This window comes from Nocardioides albidus (assembly GCF_006335005.1).
GTDB lineage: Bacteria > Actinomycetota > Actinomycetes > Propionibacteriales > Nocardioidaceae > Nocardioides > Nocardioides albidus.
The window spans coordinates 450,187-466,470 of the sequence record NZ_VDMP01000025.1 but is presented as its reverse complement, the minus strand read 5'-3'; the positions used below and the strand labels follow the sequence as shown (position 1 = coordinate 466,470).

General features: G+C 71.9%; 16 protein-coding genes and 1 pseudogene. 12 read left to right on the top strand and 5 right to left on the bottom strand.

The window, feature by feature from the left end; translation table 11 throughout:
* Positions 1-67: 67 nt before the first annotated feature.
* A pseudogene (locus FHP29_RS15375) lies at positions 68-1,087 on the bottom strand (pyridoxal phosphate-dependent decarboxylase family protein); the annotation flags it as partial.
* Positions 1,088-1,318: 231 nt separating this feature from the next.
* Here FHP29_RS15375 and FHP29_RS15370 point away from each other — a divergent pair.
* The 5 genes from FHP29_RS15370 to FHP29_RS15350 all read left to right on the top strand — a co-directional run bounded on the left by FHP29_RS15370 (position 1,319) and on the right by FHP29_RS15350 (position 6,840).
* Positions 1,319-1,987 (top strand): methyltransferase, encoded by a 669-nt coding sequence (locus FHP29_RS15370; protein ID WP_139623720.1) that lies wholly within the window; start codon positions 1,319-1,321, stop codon positions 1,985-1,987.
* 149 nt (positions 1,988-2,136) lie between these two features.
* Entirely contained in the window at positions 2,137-2,526 is a 390-nt protein-coding gene (locus FHP29_RS15365; RefSeq protein ID WP_139623719.1) for a DUF485 domain-containing protein, read from the top strand.
* On the top strand, positions 2,526-4,130 hold the full coding sequence (locus FHP29_RS15360; protein WP_139623718.1) for a solute symporter family protein: 1,605 nt from the start codon (positions 2,526-2,528) through the stop codon (positions 4,128-4,130). The genes FHP29_RS15365 and FHP29_RS15360 overlap by 1 nt, the downstream gene beginning before the upstream one ends.
* Positions 4,131-4,322: 192 nt before the next feature.
* Complete coding sequence (gene acs / locus FHP29_RS15355; protein WP_139623717.1) at positions 4,323-6,323, top strand: acetate--CoA ligase; 2,001 nt, start codon at positions 4,323-4,325, stop codon at positions 6,321-6,323.
* Positions 6,324-6,420: 97 nt separating this feature from the next.
* Positions 6,421-6,840, top strand: a complete 420-nt coding sequence (locus FHP29_RS15350; protein WP_139623716.1) for a pyridoxamine 5'-phosphate oxidase family protein — start codon at positions 6,421-6,423, stop codon at positions 6,838-6,840.
* Here the strand turns inward: FHP29_RS15350 and FHP29_RS15345 are convergent.
* Positions 6,791-7,207: a hypothetical protein gene (locus FHP29_RS15345; protein ID WP_139623715.1), complete on the bottom strand. Its 417-nt coding sequence runs from the start codon at positions 7,205-7,207 to the stop codon at positions 6,791-6,793. The two genes, FHP29_RS15350 and FHP29_RS15345, sit on opposite strands and share 50 nt — an antisense overlap.
* Positions 7,208-7,271: 64 nt before the next feature.
* Between FHP29_RS15345 and FHP29_RS15340 the strand changes: the two genes are divergently transcribed.
* Both FHP29_RS15340 and FHP29_RS15335 read left to right on the top strand, forming a co-directional pair.
* Positions 7,272-7,910 carry a TetR/AcrR family transcriptional regulator gene (locus FHP29_RS15340; protein WP_139623714.1) on the top strand — a complete coding sequence of 213 codons (639 nt, stop codon included), beginning with the start codon at positions 7,272-7,274 and terminating at the stop codon, positions 7,908-7,910.
* Complete coding sequence (locus FHP29_RS15335; RefSeq protein ID WP_205014148.1) at positions 7,907-8,668, top strand: maleylpyruvate isomerase family mycothiol-dependent enzyme; 762 nt, start codon at positions 7,907-7,909, stop codon at positions 8,666-8,668. Before FHP29_RS15340 ends, FHP29_RS15335 begins: the two co-directional genes overlap by 4 nt.
* Here FHP29_RS15335 and nhaA read toward each other — a convergent pair.
* Complete coding sequence (gene nhaA / locus FHP29_RS15330) at positions 8,599-10,005, bottom strand: Na+/H+ antiporter NhaA (protein ID WP_139623713.1); 1,407 nt, start codon at positions 10,003-10,005, stop codon at positions 8,599-8,601. The genes FHP29_RS15335 and nhaA overlap by 70 nt on opposite strands.
* A gap of 102 nt (positions 10,006-10,107) precedes the next feature.
* On the opposite strand from nhaA, the gene FHP29_RS15325 reads away from it, so the two are divergent.
* The 5 genes from FHP29_RS15325 to FHP29_RS15305 are packed head-to-tail and all read left to right on the top strand — an operon-like array spanning position 10,108 to position 14,229.
* The gene (locus FHP29_RS15325; protein ID WP_139623712.1) at positions 10,108-10,518 is read left to right on the top strand and encodes a phage holin family protein; all 411 of its coding nucleotides are present in this window, start codon (positions 10,108-10,110) and stop codon (positions 10,516-10,518) included.
* Positions 10,519-10,557: 39 nt separating this feature from the next.
* A complete protein-coding gene (locus FHP29_RS15320) occupies positions 10,558-11,421 on the top strand; it encodes a fructosamine kinase family protein (RefSeq protein WP_139623711.1) in 864 nt (287 codons plus the stop codon).
* 57 nt (positions 11,422-11,478) lie between these two features.
* On the top strand, positions 11,479-12,192 hold the full coding sequence (locus tag FHP29_RS15315; RefSeq protein WP_139623710.1) for a response regulator transcription factor: 714 nt from the start codon (positions 11,479-11,481) through the stop codon (positions 12,190-12,192).
* A gap of 11 nt (positions 12,193-12,203) precedes the next feature.
* Positions 12,204-13,628 carry a sensor histidine kinase gene (locus FHP29_RS15310; RefSeq protein WP_240044524.1) on the top strand — a complete coding sequence of 475 codons (1,425 nt, stop codon included), beginning with the start codon at positions 12,204-12,206 and terminating at the stop codon, positions 13,626-13,628.
* Positions 13,621-14,229: a hypothetical protein gene (locus FHP29_RS15305; protein ID WP_139623709.1), complete on the top strand. Its 609-nt coding sequence runs from the start codon at positions 13,621-13,623 to the stop codon at positions 14,227-14,229. Before FHP29_RS15310 ends, FHP29_RS15305 begins: the two co-directional genes overlap by 8 nt.
* Positions 14,230-14,343: 114 nt before the next feature.
* On the opposite strand, the gene FHP29_RS15300 is transcribed toward FHP29_RS15305, so the two are convergent.
* Positions 14,344-15,621 carry an anthranilate synthase component I family protein gene (locus FHP29_RS15300; RefSeq protein ID WP_139623708.1) on the bottom strand — a complete coding sequence of 426 codons (1,278 nt, stop codon included), beginning with the start codon at positions 15,619-15,621 and terminating at the stop codon, positions 14,344-14,346.
* A complete protein-coding gene (locus FHP29_RS15295) occupies positions 15,621-16,199 on the bottom strand; it encodes an anthranilate synthase component II (protein ID WP_158296587.1) in 579 nt (192 codons plus the stop codon). The genes FHP29_RS15300 and FHP29_RS15295 overlap by 1 nt, the downstream gene beginning before the upstream one ends.
* Positions 16,200-16,284: the final 85 nt, after the last annotated feature.

Below are 16,284 nucleotides of genomic sequence, written 5' to 3'. Positions count from 1 at the left end.
TGCTCAGCTCGGGGACGGCGGCGAACGCGAGGTCCGGGGCGTCGCACCGGGCGGCGTACGCCGCGCCCGCGAGGTCGACGACCGCGTCGACGTACCGCCCGACGAGCTCGGGCCCCATGGTCCGCAGGGTCACCCACAGCTTGAGCGCGTCGAAGCGGCGGGTGGTCTGCAGGCTCTTGTCGACCTGGTTGGGGTTGGTGGCCTCGCGCGGGTTGAGGTAGTCGGCGTGCCAGGTGGCCGGGCGCAGGGTGGCGCGGTCGCGCACCACGATCGCGCTCGAGGAGACCGGCTGGAAGAAGGTCTTGTGGAAGTCGATGGTCACCGAGTCGGCGCGCTCGATGCCGCGCAGCCGGTCGCGGCGGGTCGGGGAGACCAGCAGGCCGCCGCCGTACGCCGCGTCGACGTGGAGCCAGGCGTCGTAGGCCACCGCGAGGTCGGCGACCTGCTCGAGCGGGTCGATCGCACCGAAGTCCGTCGTCCCCGCCGTCGCGACGATCGCCATCGGCCGCAGCCCGAGGTCGACGCAGGCAGCGAGCGAGCGCTCGAGGGCGGCCGGGTCGAGTCGGTGCCGCTCGTCGGTCGGCACGCTGACCACCGACTCCTCGCCCAGCCCCAGCAGGCGGGCGGACTTCTGCACCGAGAAGTGGCTCTCGGCCGAGGCCAGGATCCGCAGCCGCTGGGCGGGAACCCGCTCGAGCCGGCCGCGCGCGAGCAGCAGGCCCTGCAGGTTGGACTGGCTGCCGCCGCTGGTGAACACGCCGTCCGCCTCGTCGCCGAACCCGATCCGCTCGGCGGTCCACGCGATGAGGCGGCGCTCGATGAAGGTGCCGCCGACGCTCTGGTCGAAGGTGTCGAGGGAGCTGTTGACCGAGGCGACGAAGAGCTCCGCGAGCAGCGCGGGCACGACGACGGGGCAGTTGAGGTGGGCGGCGTAGGTCGGCTCGTGGAACCACACGGCGTCGTCGAGCCACAGCCGCGACATCTCGTCGAGGACCTGCGTCGCGTCGGCGAGCGGGCGCTCGAGGTCGACCTCCGCGACCCGCCGGGCGGCGGTCTCGGGCGTGGCGCCCGTGGCCGGGCCGGTCACCCCCTTGAGCCGACGCAGCAGGTGGTCGAGTCCCTTGCCGAGGGTGGCGGCGTAGTGGTCGGCGTGGTCGGGGTGGAACAGGTGGTGCAGCGGGAGCTGGGGCACGGCAGGCTCTCCTCGTCCGAGATCAGGTAAGCCTTACCTAAGCAGATCGGCCGCTCCGTCGCATCCCCGCCCGCCGTGCCGCACGTCACATTCCGTTGAGCCCCGGGGCCGCGGGTAGCGGAGTCCATGACCCAGGCGCCCGCACCCTCCGCTCCGTCACCGGCCGTGCGGACCTGCGCGTTCGGCCCGCTCACCATCGAGTACGACGCCAGCGTGCTGCGCCCCCGCGACTGGACCGTCGCCCAGTCCGACCGGGCCGCCGACCTCCTGCCCGACCTGCCGGCCGGGCCGGTGCTCGAGCTGTGCTGCGGCGCCGGGCACATCGGCCTGCTCGCCGTGCACGGCAGCCGGCGCGCGCTCGTGGCCGTCGACGCGAGTCCGGACGCCTGCCGCTGGACGCGGGTCAACGCGGAGCGCAACGGCATCCCGGTCGAGGTCCGCCACGGACGCCTCCAGGAGGCGCTGGAGCCGGGCGAGCTGTTCCCGCTGGTGATCGCCGACCCGCCCTGGGTGCCGCACGACGAGATCGGCAGGTTCCCCGAGGACCCGGCCTCCGCGATCGACGGCGGCCCGGCCGGGCTCGACCTGGCCCGCGCCTGCATCGACGTCGCGGCCGCGCACCTCCTGCCCGGCGGCGCGCTGCTGCTCCAGGTCGGCACGCCCGGCCAGGCCGACCTGCTCCGCGACGACGCGCGGAGGGCCGGCCTGACCGAGCACGACCGGTCCGTCGTACCGGACCGCGGTGTCGTGCTGTGCCTGCGCCCCTCCGGTCACGCCGCCCGCGGGAGCCGGTGACCGTTCGTCGCGCCGTACCGACCGCTGGTCGACAAGGCGGACCCACTCGGCGCGCAGCCGGACCGGACCCCTCCCCGCACGACCGCCCGCACTCCTAGCGTCGGTGAGGTCCGTGACAGCGGTCACATGCATCCACCCGAGGAGGAACCGTGACCACCGAGTTCTCGTCCCGCGACCCGCATCAGTCGGCGGATCGCCATGATCCCGTCTACGACGAGCTCCACGCGTCGCCGGAGTTCGCCGAGCTGAAGCGGCGCTATCGCGGCTTCGTGTTCCCCGCGACCATCGCCTTCCTGGCGTGGTACCTGCTCTACGTCGTCCTCTCCAACTGGGCCGGCGGGTTCATGAGCACCAAGGTGATCGGCGACCACATCAACGTGGCGCTGGTGTTCGGTCTGCTGCAGTTCGCCACGACCTTCCTCATCGCCTGGCTCTACAGCAACTACTCGACCAAGCGACTCGACCCGCTCGCCCGCGAGCTCGACGAGCGCTTCATCGCCCTCGAGGGCAAGTCCTCCCGCGGAAGGGGCAACCACTGATGGACCACCAACTGCTCACGACCCTGCTGTTCCTCGCGGTCGTCGCCCTCACCCTCGGCATCACCATCTGGGCGAGCCGGCAGACCTCCGGCGCGGCGGACTTCTACGCCGGCGGGCGCAGCTTCTCCGGCATCCAGAACGGCTTCGCCATCGGCGGCGACTACATGTCGGCCGCCTCCTTCCTCGGCATCTCCGGCGCCATCGCGCTGTCCGGGTACGACGGCTTCCTCTACTCGATCGGCTTCCTCGTCGCCTGGCTGGTGGCGCTGCTGCTCGTCGCGGAGATGCTGCGCAACTCGGGCCGCTACACGATGGCCGACCAGCTGGCCTATCGGATGAAGCAGCGGCCGGTCCGGATGGCCGCGGCCACCTCGACGGTCGTGGTGTCGATCTTCTACCTGCTGGCGCAGATGGTCGGCGCGGGCGCGCTCGTCGCGCTCCTGCTCGGCGCGGACAGCCAGGCGCTGAAGAACCTCACCATCATCGGCGTCGGCGCCCTGATGATCTTCTACGTCACCATCGGCGGCATGAAGGGCACCACCTGGGTGCAGATCGTCAAGGCGATCCTGCTGATGGTGGGCTCGGCGCTGATCGTGGTCCTGGTGCTCGCGCACTTCCACTTCAACCTGTCCGAGCTGCTCGGAACCGCCGCGTCCAACACCGGCAAGGGCCAGGCGTTCCTCGAGCCGGGCCTGAAGTACGGCGTCAGCACCACGAGCAAGATCGACTTCCTCAGCCTCGGCCTGGCCCTCGTGCTCGGCACCGCCGGTCTCCCGCACATCCTGATCCGCTTCTACACCGTCCCCACCGCGCGTGACGCGCGCAAGTCGGTGCTGTGGGCGATCGGTCTGATCGGCGTGTTCTACCTGTTCACGCTGGTGCTCGGCTTCGGTGCGGCCGCGATGCTCAAGGGCGACAAGGCGGCCGACGTGGCCGCGTCCGGCGGCAACCTGGCCTCGCCGCTCCTCGCGGAGGAGGTCGGCGGCGGCGCCGGCTCGACGGGAGGCGCGATCCTGCTGGCCTTCATCGCGGCGGTGGCCTTCGCGACGATCCTCGCGGTGGTGGCCGGCCTGACGCTGACGTCGTCGACCTCGGTCGCGCACGACATCTACAACAGCGTCGTCAAGGGCGGCACGGCGAGCGAGACGGACGAGATCAAGGTGACCCGGATCGCCGCGGCGGCCATCGGCGTCATCTCGATCGCCCTGGCGATCCCGGCACAGAAGCTCAACATCGCCTTCCTCGTCGCGCTCGCGTTCGCGGTGGCGGCCTCGGCCAACCTGCCGGCGATCGTCTACAACATGTTCTGGCGGCGCTTCAACACCCGTGGCGCCACTTGGGGCATCTACGGCGGCCTGCTGTCCTCGGTCGGCCTGGTGTTCTTCTCGCCGGTCGTCTCCGGCTCGGAGACCGCCCTGGTCACCGGCGCCGACTGGGCGTGGTTCCCGCTGAGCAACCCCGGGATCATCTCGATCCCGCTGGGCTTCTTCTTCGGCTGGCTCGGCACGGTGACCTCGCACGAGCCCGCCTCCGTCGAGCGGTTCACCGAGCTCGAGGTCCGCGCCCTCACCGGAGCCGGCGCGGAGCAGGCCGTCCAGCACTGAGCCGCACCGGGCATGTAACTCGGTGTTACGGCATCTACCACGGGGTCCTGACGCGTCACGACACCGTGGTAGATGCACGAACACCGAGTTACATGACCGGGCCCGAGGCAACCTCCCTGCAACCCCTGGTGAGCACACTTCACCTGGGCCCTAATGTGACCTGTGGCACCCCACTCGATTCAGGAGAGAACCGTGAGCGACCAGTCGACATCGAGCTCCTCGACGGAAGAGACCCTCGCCAACCTGTTGAAGGAGGACCGTCGCTTCGAGCCGCCGGCCGAGTTGGCCGCCAACGCCAACGTGACCGCCGATGCATACACCCGGGCGGCGTCCGACCGCGAGGGCTTCTGGGCCGAGCAGGCCGAGCGTCTCACCTGGGACACCAGGTGGGACCGCGTCCTCGACTGGGACAACCCGCCGTTCGCGAAGTGGTACGTCGGCGGCCGGCTCAACGCCGCCTACAACTGCGTCGACCGGCACGTCGAGGCCGGCCGCGGCGACAAGGTCGCCATCCACTGGGTCGGCGAGCCCGAGGGAGAGACCCGCGATCTGACCTACGCCGATCTACAGCGCGAGGTCTCCAAGGCCGCGAACGCGCTGACCGAGCTCGGTGTCGGCACCGGCGACCGGGTCGCGATCTACATGCCGATGATCCCCGAGGCGATCGTCACGATGCTCGCCTGCGCCCGGCTCGGCGCGCCGCACACGGTGGTCTTCGGCGGGTTCTCCGCCGACGCCCTGGCCTCGCGGATCGACGACTGCCAGGCGAAGGTCGTCGTCACGGCCGACGGCGGCTACCGTCGCGGCACCCCCTCCGCGCTCAAGCCGGCCGTCGACGAGGCCCGCACCAAGACCGACAAGATCGAGAAGGTCCTCGTCGTGCGTCGTACGGGGCAGGACCTCGGTGACGACGGGTGGGACGACAGCGTCGACGTCTGGTGGCACGACGCCGTCGACGGCGCCTCCGACCAGCACACCCCGGAGGCGTTCGACTCCGAGCACCCGCTCTACGTCATGTACACGTCCGGCACGACGGGCAAGCCGAAGGGCATCCTGCACACCACGGGCGGCTACCTCACCGGCGCGGCGTACACCCATCACGCCGTGTTCGACCTCAAGCCGGACACCGACGTCTACTGGTGCACCGCCGACATCGGCTGGGTCACCGGCCACTCCTACATCGTCTACGGTCCGCTGGCCAACGGCGTCACGCAGGTGCTCTACGAGGGCACGCCCGACTCCCCCGAGCCGGGCCGCTGGTGGAAGATCATCCAGGACTACAAGGTCACCCTCTTCTACACCGCGCCGACCGCGATCCGGTCGTTCATGAAGCAGGGCCACGACGTCCCCGACAAGTACGACATGTCGAGCCTGCGGATCCTCGGCTCGGTCGGCGAGCCGATCAACCCCGAGGCCTATGTCTGGTACCGCCACGTCATCGGCGGGGACCGCACTCCCGTCGTCGACACCTGGTGGCAGACCGAGACCGGCGCGGTGATGATCTCCCCGCTGCCCGGTGTGACCGCCGGCAAGCCCGGCTCCGCGATGACCGCGATCCCCGGCATCGAGGCCGACGTGGTCGACGACGAGGGCAACCCGGTGCCCAACGGCTCCGGCGGCTACCTCGTGGTCACCTCGCCGTGGCCCTCGATGCTGCGCACGATCTGGGGCGACGACAAGAGGTACGCCGACACGTACTGGTCGCGTTTTGCGAAGCAGGGCTACTACTTCGCCGGCGACGGCGCCAAGAAGGACGACGACGGTGACATCTGGGTCCTCGGCCGGGTCGACGACGTGATGAACGTGTCGGGCCACCGCCTGTCCACCACGGAGATCGAGTCCGCGCTCGTGTCGCACCCGAAGGTCGCCGAGTCGGCGGTCGTGGGCGCCTCCGACCCCGACACCGGTCAGGCGGTCGTGGCCTACGTGATCCTCCGCAACGAGGCGGGCGACGGTGGGCCGGACATCGTCAAGGAGCTCTCCGACCACGTCCGCACCCAGATCGGCCCGATCGCCAAGCCGCGCCAGATCATGGTCGTCCCCGAGCTCCCCAAGACCCGCTCGGGCAAGATCATGCGCCGCCTGCTGCGCGACGTCGCCGAGGGCCGCACGGTCGGAGACACCCAGACCCTGGCCGACGCCTCGATCATGGACCTCATCTCCGCCAGCCAGGCGACCACCACCGAGGACTGAGTCCGGGCCGGGCCCGGCCCCTCGGGTTGGCTAACGTCATACGTTCCGTGGGCCCAAGCCCACGGAACGTATGACGTCCCCGAGCCGAGGAGCCCTCATGCCCGTCTGGTCCCCCGTCGTGTGGACGCAGCTGCCTCCGGCGCTCGCCGAGTTCTGGACCGAGCGTCACCTCTGCACCCTCAGCACCCTGGACCAGCACGGGGCTCCCCACGCGGTCGCGGTCGGCGCGGTCCTCGACCCCGACCAGCGGTGCGCGTGGGTGATCACCGACGGCGGCTCGCAGAAGGTCGCCAACCTGCGCCGCGACGGCCGGCTCGCGGTCAGCCAGGTCGACGGCGCCCGCTGGTCGACGATCATCGGCACCGCCGAGGTGTGCTCCGACGCGGAGTCGGTCGAGCGCGCATGCGAGCGGTACGCCGCCCGCTACCGCACCCCGCGCCCGAACCCGAACCGGGTGGCCCTGCGGATCACGGTCGAGCGGTTCCTCGGGTCGTCGCAGGTCCTTCCTCGGGGCTGAGCCGCGCGGCGCGGCCGTCGCGCCAGCGCAGGACGTCCTCGGTGAGGACCAGCCCGGACAGGACGCCGAAGGCGAAGATCAGCCGTCCTTGCGTCTGCGCCGCCGTGTCGCCCAGCACGAGCGGCTCGTTCGCGGCCAGCGCGAGGACGAGCGCCGCGCCGGCGAACACGACCGGCCAGGTCAGCCGGGCGGCGAGGTCCCGCCGGTCGAGCAGTTGCCACGCCGCACCCCCGGCGACACCCAGCACCGCATAGGGCGCACGGCCGGCGTCCTGGTGCTGGTGCACGTTCGCGGCCGCCACCAGCGCGAAGAGCGGCACGATCCAGGCGAAGCCCTGGTAGGGCCGAGGGGGCGCGCGTCCTTCCACCGGCCCATCCTCTCACCCGCTCGGCTCTTGACAGCCGCGTCCGCGCGGGCGCATTCTCCTAACTATGTTAGGCAGTTCGAATCGCAATAGGATTGCCGAACGGCGTGAGGCAACCCGTCGCGAGATCCTGGACGCCGCTTGGAGGCAGGCGCGGGAGGTCGGGGTCGCCGGGATCACGCTGCGCGACATCGCCCGGACGGTGGGGATGCAGCCGCCGTCGCTGTACTCCCACTTCGACTCCAAGCTCGCCATCTACGACGCGATGTACGCCGACTCCTGGCTCGCCTACGAGGAGCACGTGAGCCGGGAGCTGGATCCCCTGCCCACGCATCCGCGCGATGCGATCCGGTTGATCGCCCGCGTCTTCTTCGACTTCTCCGTCGCGGACCCTGCTCGCTACCAGCTGATGAACCACCGCACCATCCCCGGGTTCGAGCCCACCGCCGAGTCCTACGCGCCGGCGGTGCGCGTCCTCGAGCGCGGGGTGGAGACGTTCGGCGCCCTCGGGGTGACCGACCGCGCCGACTTCGACATCTGGGTCTCCCTCCTGGGCGGCCTCATCGACCAGCAGTTGGCCAACGACCCGGGTGGGGACCGTTTCTCGCGGCTCCTCGAACGGGCCACCGATATGTGGGCGGACGCCGGCGGCATCCCCCATCGCACCGCCCGCAGGGCCTCCACCAAGAGACGAGCACGGCCATGATCACCACCTATCGCGACCTCCGTCGCCCCGCCCTCGACCACCGGACGGCGATGGTCCTCGCCGCCGAGGAGTACCGCCGCTTCGCCGACGCGGTCGGCGGCCTCGCCCCGGAGGCGTGGACCCGACCCACCGCCTGCCCGGCCTGGGACGTGCGCCAGATGACGGCGCACGTCGTGGGCATGGCCGAGATGATGGCCGGCATCCGCGAGGGGAGACGGCAGCAGAGGATCGCCGGCACCGAGGCTGCCGCCCAGGGCATCGCGTTCATCGACGCCCTGACCGCCCTCCAGGTGCGCGAACGCTCCGGACACAGCCCGGAGCGGCTCGTCGCGGACGCCCGCCGAGCCGGGCGGCGAGCGGCTCGGGCGCGCCGGATGGCGCCCTCCTTCCTCCGGCGCCGGGACATCGGCATGCCGCAGGTGGTCCAGGGCGTCGAGGAGAGCTGGGCCCTCGGATACATGGTCGACGTGATCCTGACGCGCGACACCTGGATGCACCGCAGCGACATCGCTCTCGCGACCGACACCGAGATGCGACTGACCGCCGAGCACGACGGCCGGATCATCGCCGACGTGGTCGCCGAGTGGGCGCAGCGCCACGGTGCGCCGTACCGCCTCACCCTCACCGGACCCGTCGGAGGGACGTGGAGCCACGGGACGGGTGGCGAGGAGATCGAGCTCGACGCCGTTCAGTTCTGCCGGGTGCTGTCCGGCAGGGGCTCGGGGTCGGGGCTGCTGGCGACCGAGGTGCCCTTCTGACCGCTGGCCAGCAGGACGACCACCCCGAGCACGGCCGCGACCACCGACGCGAGCAGGATGCCGACCTTCGCCTCGGCGGTGAGCAGGTCGGAGCCCGGGAAGGACAGCCCGGCGATGAACAGCGACACCGTGAAGCCGATGCCGGCCACCGCGCCGACGCCGACCACCTGCGGCCAGGACGTGCCCTCGGGCATCCGGCCGATGCCCAGCCGGATCGCGACGAAGCAGGCCAGTGTGATGCCGAGCGGCTTGCCGAGGACCAGCCCCGCGCCGATCCCGAGGGCGACGGTGGAGGTCAGCGCGTCGCCCAGGACGCCGTCGCCCAGCGCGACCCCGGCGTTGGCGAGCGCGAAGACCGGCAGCACGACGTACGACGACACCGGGTGCAGCCGGGACTGGAGCCGCTCGACCACCGGCACCGACTCGCCGAGCAGGAAGCGCAGCCGGTGCACCTCCTCGGCGTCGAGGTCGTGGTCGCGCAGGCTCTCGGCGGCGTACTCGGACGCGACCTGCGGACGCAGCAGGGCGACGGCGGGAGTGAGCAGGCCGATCGCCACGCCCGCGAGGGTCGCGTGCACCCCCGACTCGAGCAGCGCGTACCAGGTGGCGACCCCGAGCACGACGTACACCGGGACCGACCAGACCCGCACGGCCCTCAGCACCGCCATCGCGGCGAGCAGGGCGAGCGCGCCGGCCAACCAGCCCAGGGAGAGGTCCGCGGTGTAGAACAGCGCGATCACCAGGATCGCGCCGATGTCGTCCACGATCGCGAGCGTCAACAGGAACAGCCGGGCGGCGGACGGGATCCGCGGGCCGAGCAGTCCGAGCACGCCGACGGCGAAGGCGATGTCGGTCGCCATCGGGATCCCCCAGCCGGCCGCGCCCTCACCGCCGCCGACCACGGCGGCGTACACCAGCGCGGGCACGGCCATGCCGCCCACCGCGGCGAGGATCGGCAGCGCCGCGGTGCGCGGGTCGCGCAGGTCGCCGTGGACCAGCTCGTACTTGATCTCGAGTCCGACGACGAAGAAGAAGATCGTCATCAGCCCGTCGTTGACCCAGTGCTGGAGCGACTCCTCGATCCGCCACTCGCCGACCTCGAGAGCGACCGGCGTGTGCCAGAAGTGGTCGTACGCCGACGCCCAGCCGTCGAACGGGAGGTTCACCCAGGCCAGGGCGGCGAGCGTGGCGGCGAGCAGCAGCACGGAGCCCGCGGCCTCGACGTGGAGGAACTCCCGCAGCGGGCGGGCGACGTACTTCGCCAGGGGGCGTCCGCTCGCCGTCCAGACCGGGCCGTGGTGCCAGAGGTCGTCGGGGGTGTGCTGGGGATCGGACACGGAGGATTCTCCTGGCGTCGTGCGGGCAGGGCCGTTCACATGCCGACCAGACTTCCCGGCTCACCTGTGCTCCACCCTAGCGGGGTCGGTAAGGTCGACCGCATGGCCACCGAACAGCGCACCGTCACTGGGGAAGAGCCCACCATCGGACGTCTCATCAAGGACGCCCAGACGGACTTCTCCACGATCATGCGCAAGGAGATCCAGCTCGCGAAGTCGGAGCTGAAGGTCAGCGTGACCGCGGGCGGCGTCGGCGCCGGCCTGATCGCGGCGGCGTTGTTCGTGCTGGTGCTCGCGGTCATCATGCTCTCGGTGGCGATCGCCTACTTCATCAACTGGAACGGCAAGGGCCTCGACCTGCACTGGGCCTTCCTCATCGTGTTCGGCTTCTACGTGCTGGTCGCCGTCCTGCTGGTGTTCCTCGGGATCCGCAGCTTCAAGAAGGTCAAGGCACCCGAGCGCGCGATCGAGCAGGGACGCGAGATCCCGCGCGCGCTCAAGGGCCAGGCCTGACCGACCGGCCGACGGACGGGCCGGACGGAGGGGGAGCCGATGGCACGGCAGCCGGTGGTCGCCGGACGGGCCGAACACCTGCTCGGCTCCGCCGTCGTCGCGACCGCACCGGTCGCCGGCGGCGACATCTGCACGGCGGTCAAGCTGCGCCTGTCCACCGGACGCACCGCCTTCCTCAAGACCCTCAGCCCCGCACCGCCGCAGTTCTTCGCCCGTGAGGCCGCCGGTCTGCGCTGGCTGGCCGAGGCGGCGCCCGCCGGCGTCGCGACCCCCGAGTTGCTGGCCGTCGACCCCGAGTGCCTGATCCTCGAGTGGGTCGAGCCCGGACGGCCCAGCGCGGAGGCGGCCGCCGCGTTCGGCCGCGCGCTCGCCGCCACCCACGCGACCGGGGCGAGCAGCTTCGGCGGCGATGCCGATGGGTACGTCGGCCGCCTGCCGCTGCCCAACCAGCCGCTCCCCACCTGGGCGGAGTTCCACGCCGAGCGGCGGATCGCGCCGTACCTCAAGGTCCTGCGCGACAAGGAGATCCTCAGCGCCGAGGAGGCCGACCTGATCGAGACCGCGGCCGCGCGCGCCCCCTCGATCGTGCCCGAGGAGCCGCCCTCGCGGCTGCACGGCGACCTGTGGAACGGCAACGTCCTGTGGACCGCCGGCGAGCGGGTGGTCGTCGTCGACCCGGCGGCGTACGGCGGGCACCGCGAGGTCGACCTGGCCATGCTCGCCCTCTTCGGGCTGCCCCAGCTGCCGCAGGTGATGGCGGCCTACACCGAGGCGGCCCCGCTGACCGACGGCTGGGAGGACCGACTGGCCTACCACCAGCTGTTCCCGCTGCTGGTCCACGCCTGCCTCTTCGGCGGCCAGTACGGCGCCCGCGCGGCCCGGGTCGCTCAGCGCTACCTCTGAGCCGCCGGGCGCCGCTGCTCTCAGACGCCCCTCAGGCCGATCCGCCATGATGGGGGCGTGTCCGCCCGCGCCACCCCTCAGCACCGTGTCCTCGTGGTCGACGACGACCGGGCCGTGCGGGAGTCGCTGCGGCGCTCGCTCGCCTTCAACGGCTACGACGTCCACCTGGCCGGCGACGGCGCGGAGGCCCTGGCGGGGATCGGTGCCGTGGCGCCGGACGTCGTGGTGATGGACGTGATGATGCCCAAGCTCGACGGGCTCGAGGCGACCCGCGCGCTGCGGGCCGCGGGCAACGACGTCCCCATCCTGGTGCTGACCGCCCGCGACGCGGTGGGCGACCGGGTGGAGGGTCTCGACGCGGGCGCCGACGACTACCTGACGAAGCCGTTCGCGCTCGAGGAGCTCCTCGCCCGGCTGCGGGCGCTGCTGCGCCGGGTGACGCCCATCGTGGACGGGGCCGAGGAGGAGGTGCTCACCTTCGCGGACCTCACCATGAACGTCACGACGCGGGAGGTCCGCCGCGGCGGGCGGCTGATCGAGCTGACCCGCACGGAGTTCACCCTGCTGGAGATGTTCCTGCGCCGCCCGCGGCGGGTGCTGGACCGCAGCTTCATCCTCGAGGAGGTGTGGGGCTACGACTTCCCCACGACGGCCAACTCCCTGGAGGTCTACGTCGGCTACCTGCGCCGCAAGACCGAGGCCGAGGGCGAGCCGCGCCTGATCCACACCGTCCGCGGCATCGGATACGTCCTGCGCGCCACCGAGTCCTGAGGACGGCGGACGTGGCCACCTCCTGGAGCCTCGCGATGGGCCCGGGCCCCGACGGACGCTGGCACTATCGCCGCTCCCTGGCGAGCCGGGTGATCTGGCTGACGACGATCGCGGTCGGCATGTCCGTCGCCCTGGTGGCGGTCGGCGCCTACCTCACCGCGCGCGTGCAGATGCAGGACACCCTCGACAACGCGCTGCTCGACCGCGCCGACAAGGCCGCCGGCTCCGACAGCCTGCTCCAGGCCGGCTCGCAGGGCATCCCGTCGTGGGCGCTGGGCGCGGGCGACGTACGGATCGCGATCCTCGACTACAACCGCGGGACGCTGCGCATCCTCGACCGAGGGCCGACCCTGGAGCTCGGCCGGTCCGAGCTCGAGGTCGCGCAGGGCAAGCAGGAGCAGAGCCTGCGCACCATCGTGCTCGCCGGCGACCGCTACCGGGTGGTGGCGGTCCCGACCCAGCAGAGCGGCGTCGCGCTGATCATCGCCCAGCCGCTGGCCGACCAGGACCGCACCCTGAGCCGGCTCGGCTGGGTCACCGTCGCCTTCGGCGGGTTCGGTGTCCTCGTCGCCGGGCTCGCGGGCTGGGCGGTCGCCAGCAACGGCCTGCGCCCGGTGCGCCGACTGAGCGCGTCGGTCGAGGAGATCGCGCGCACCGAGGACTTCACCCCGCTCCCCGTCGAGGGCGACGACGAGGTGGCTCGGCTGGCGACGTCGTTCAACCACCTGCTGGTGGCGCTCGACGCGAGCCGGATCCGCCAGCGGCAGCTGGTCGCCGACGCGAGCCACGAGCTGCGCACGCCGCTGACCGCGCTGCGCACCAACATCGACCTGCTCACGATGACCGTCCGCAGCCCCGACGGGCTCCGCGGGTTGCCGCCCGAGGCGCGCGACGAGCTGCTCGACGACGTACGCGCCCAGATGGAGGAGCTCACCACCCTCATCGGCGATCTCACCGAGCTGGCCCGCGACGAGCCGATGCCCGTGCTGGTGGAGCCCGTCGACCTGGCCGACGTGGTCGACCATGCCGTGCAGCGGGTCCGCCGCCGCGCCCCCGGCCTGGAGTTCGAGGTGTTCACGCGGCCGTGGTGGGTCATCGGCCAGGACGCCGAGCTGGAGCGGGCGGTGACCAACCTGCTCGACAACGCCGCCAAGTGGAGCCCCGAGGGCGGCCGGGTCACCGTGCGGCTCAGCGACGGCGTGCTGACCGTCGACGACCAGGGTCCGGGCATCGCCGAGGCCGACCGCACGCGCGTCTTCGACCGGTTCTGGCGCTCCGACGACGCCCGCACCCTGCCCGGCTCCGGACTGGGCCTGGCTATCGTGCGGCAGGTCGCCGAACGGCACTCCGGCTCCGTCCAGGCGACGGCCAACGCCAGCGGCGGCGCACGCCTCGTACTCAAGCTGCCCGGACGGGAGAACAACCCCCATGCCTGACCTGCGTCGGACGACCCTCACGGTCCTGCTCGCCCCGCTCGCCGCGTCGGCCCTGACCGGCTGCGGCGGTGACGAGGTCGGCGCGAAGCCCCACCGGCCGACCGAGTCGCCTGCGCTGTGGAACCCGTGCGACGTGCTCGACGCCGCCTTCGTGAAGACGCAGTTCGGCATCGAGGCGACCGAGCACGCCGGCACGCCGACGAAGCCCGAGTGCCGGTTCACGCCGGCCGAAGGCAGCGGCGACGCGGTGGTCACGTCCAACTACCTGCTCTTCCCCGGATCCCTCGACGACGCCTGGGAGAGGATGGGCCAGCAGCCCGACGCCGACGTCCGCACCCCCGCCATCGCGTTGGCCGACGATGCGCGGCTCGTGGTCGAGGCAACGAAGGAGCAGCTCTACGTCACCGGCTTCGTCCAGAACGGCGACCTGGTCCAGCAGGTCGACGTGGTCGATCCCGCGCCCTACGCCGAGCGGCGGATCGTGCGCGGCGTCGAGGCCATGCTCACCACGCTGTCGGCGCACGCGGCCGAGAGCGGGGCGGGCGCCGAGAGCGGCACCGACACCGGCACGGACACGGGCACGGACACGGACACGGACTGACACCGACGATCCACCGTTCACCGGACTTCCGACCCGTCTGGCCGGAATCGGCGCGAACGGTGGATCGTTCGTGCACCTCGATCGGCGGACGGGCACATCCGGCCTGGAGACCGGTCAGGGATCGACCGCCTGCAACAACCGCGCGGCCTTCCACTGCGTCTCGGCCCACTCCTCGGCGACCTCGCTGGCCACGGTGATGCCGCCGCCGGTGCCGAGCACGTAGTCGTCGCCGGCGGTGGTCAGCGTGCGGATCACGACGCCGAGATCGGCGCGGCCGTCGCCGGAGATCCAGCCGAACGCCCCGGAGTAGGCCCCGCGCGGCGTCGCCTCGACCTCCTCGATGATCTCCATCGTGCGCAGCTTGGGCGCCCCCGTCATCGAGCCCGCCGGGAAGAGCGCCTTGAGCGCGCCGACCGTGGTCACGTCGGGGCGGAGCCGGCCGCGCACGGTCGAGACGAGCTGGTGCACCGAGGCGTACGACTCGACGTCCATCAGCACCGGGACCTCGACCGAGCCGACCTCGCAGACCATCGCGAGGTCGTTGCGGAGCAGGTCGACGATCATCAGGTTCTCGGAGCGGAACTTCGGGTCCGTGGCCAACCGCTCCCGCGCCCGCTCGTCGTCGGCGGGCGTGCTCCCGCGGGAGGTCGTGCCCTTGATCGGCTTGGTCTCGAGCACGCGGTGCTCGTCGACCAGCGCGTACCTCTCGGGCGAGGAGCTGAGCAGCCACGCCCGGGCACCCTCGACGTCGTGCTGGAGGAAGCCCGCATAGGGAGCGGGATTCAGCGCCCGCAGGCGGAGGTACGCCGCCGCCGGGCTGAGCGGACTGTCCACCCGGAGCCGGTGGGTGAGGTTGACCTCGTAGGAGTTGCCGGCGTGGAGGTGCTCCTGCACGGTCGCGAACGCGGCGGCGTAGGGGGGCGGGGGGGTGCGTGAATCCCCGGACGTCCGGGGATTCATGCGCTTGTCGGGGGTTGCAACCCCTGACAAGTGCATGAATTCCCTGACCAGGGTGTGCTCGTACTCCCGGATGTGCGAGGGCCGCAGCCAGACCGCGTCGGGGAGATCGGGGTCCGGTACGGCGGGCAGGTCGGCGCGGGAGGCGTACCCGAAGTAGCCGAACCACTGGTCACCGGGATCGCCGGCGGCGAGCTCGGACTCGAGGACCTCGAACGGGTCGTCGCCGACGACGACCGAGCGCCCGCCGGCGTGCCGGGTCACCTCGCGCCGGGCCGCGTCATAGGTCAGCGAGACGTCGTCGTCGTCGAGCCAGCCGATCATCGAGCGGCGCCGCGACCAGTCCCGGGCGCCGCCCCCGTCGAGCCAGACGCAGCGGGCGTGGCGGGCCTGGATCCGGGCGAACGCCTCGGCGGGGTCGCCCTGGGTGACCATCAGGCGGCGCCGGCGCGCAGGAAGTTCGCGACGAGCCGCGCGCCGTGCGCGGTGAGCACCGACTCGGGGTGGAACTGCACGCCCATGATCGGCAGCGTCACGTGTTCCACGGCCATGGTCAACCCGCTGTGCCGGTCGACGGCGGTGGCCCGCAGCACGTCGGGCAGCGCGACCGCCGCGAGCGAGTGGTAGCGGACCGCCTCGAACGGGTCCGGGATCCCCGCGAACAGTCCCGTGCCGTCGTGCTCGACGTCCGCCAACACCCCGTGTCCCGGGGGCACGCGGTCGACCTGTCCGCCGTACGACGTCACGATGCCCTGCATGCCGAGGCAGACCCCGAGCACGGGGCGGGTGCCGGCGAGCACCACCTCGCGCCCGACGGCGAAGTCGCGCTCCTCACCGGGGTGTCCGGGCCCGGGCGAGAGCACGACGAAGTCGTGCGCCAGCACCTCGGCGGCCGTCACCTCGTCGTGCTGGACGACCGTCGGCAGCACCCCGGTCACCCCGGCCACGAGGTGCACGAGGTTCCAGGTGTAGGAGTCGTGGTGGTCGACGACCACGACATCCGGGTCGATCACAGCAGGACGCCGCACACCAGGTCGTGGACGATGTCGAAGCCGCGCTCGGTGAGGATCGACTCGGCGTGGAACTGCACGCCCCGGA

Bases quoted from the DNA above. Each gene is read 5' to 3' on its own strand.
- FHP29_RS15370 (WP_139623720.1), top strand. From the start codon at position 1,319: ATGACCCAGGCGCCCGCACCCTCCGCTCCGTCACCGGCCGTGCGGACC.
- FHP29_RS15360 (WP_139623718.1), top strand. From the start codon at position 2,526: ATGGACCACCAACTGCTCACGACCCTGCTGTTCCTCGCGGTCGTCGCC.
- FHP29_RS15350 (WP_139623716.1), top strand. From the start codon at position 6,421: ATGCCCGTCTGGTCCCCCGTCGTGTGGACGCAGCTGCCTCCGGCGCTC.
- FHP29_RS15340 (WP_139623714.1), top strand. From the start codon at position 7,272: ATGTTAGGCAGTTCGAATCGCAATAGGATTGCCGAACGGCGTGAGGCA.
- FHP29_RS15335 (WP_205014148.1), top strand. From the start codon at position 7,907: ATGATCACCACCTATCGCGACCTCCGTCGCCCCGCCCTCGACCACCGG.
- FHP29_RS15325 (WP_139623712.1), top strand. From the start codon at position 10,108: ATGGCCACCGAACAGCGCACCGTCACTGGGGAAGAGCCCACCATCGGA.
- FHP29_RS15320 (WP_139623711.1), top strand. From the start codon at position 10,558: ATGGCACGGCAGCCGGTGGTCGCCGGACGGGCCGAACACCTGCTCGGC.
- FHP29_RS15305 (WP_139623709.1), top strand. From the start codon at position 13,621: ATGCCTGACCTGCGTCGGACGACCCTCACGGTCCTGCTCGCCCCGCTC.
- FHP29_RS15300 (WP_139623708.1), bottom strand. From the start codon at position 15,621: ATGGTCACCCAGGGCGACCCCGCCGAGGCGTTCGCCCGGATCCAGGCC.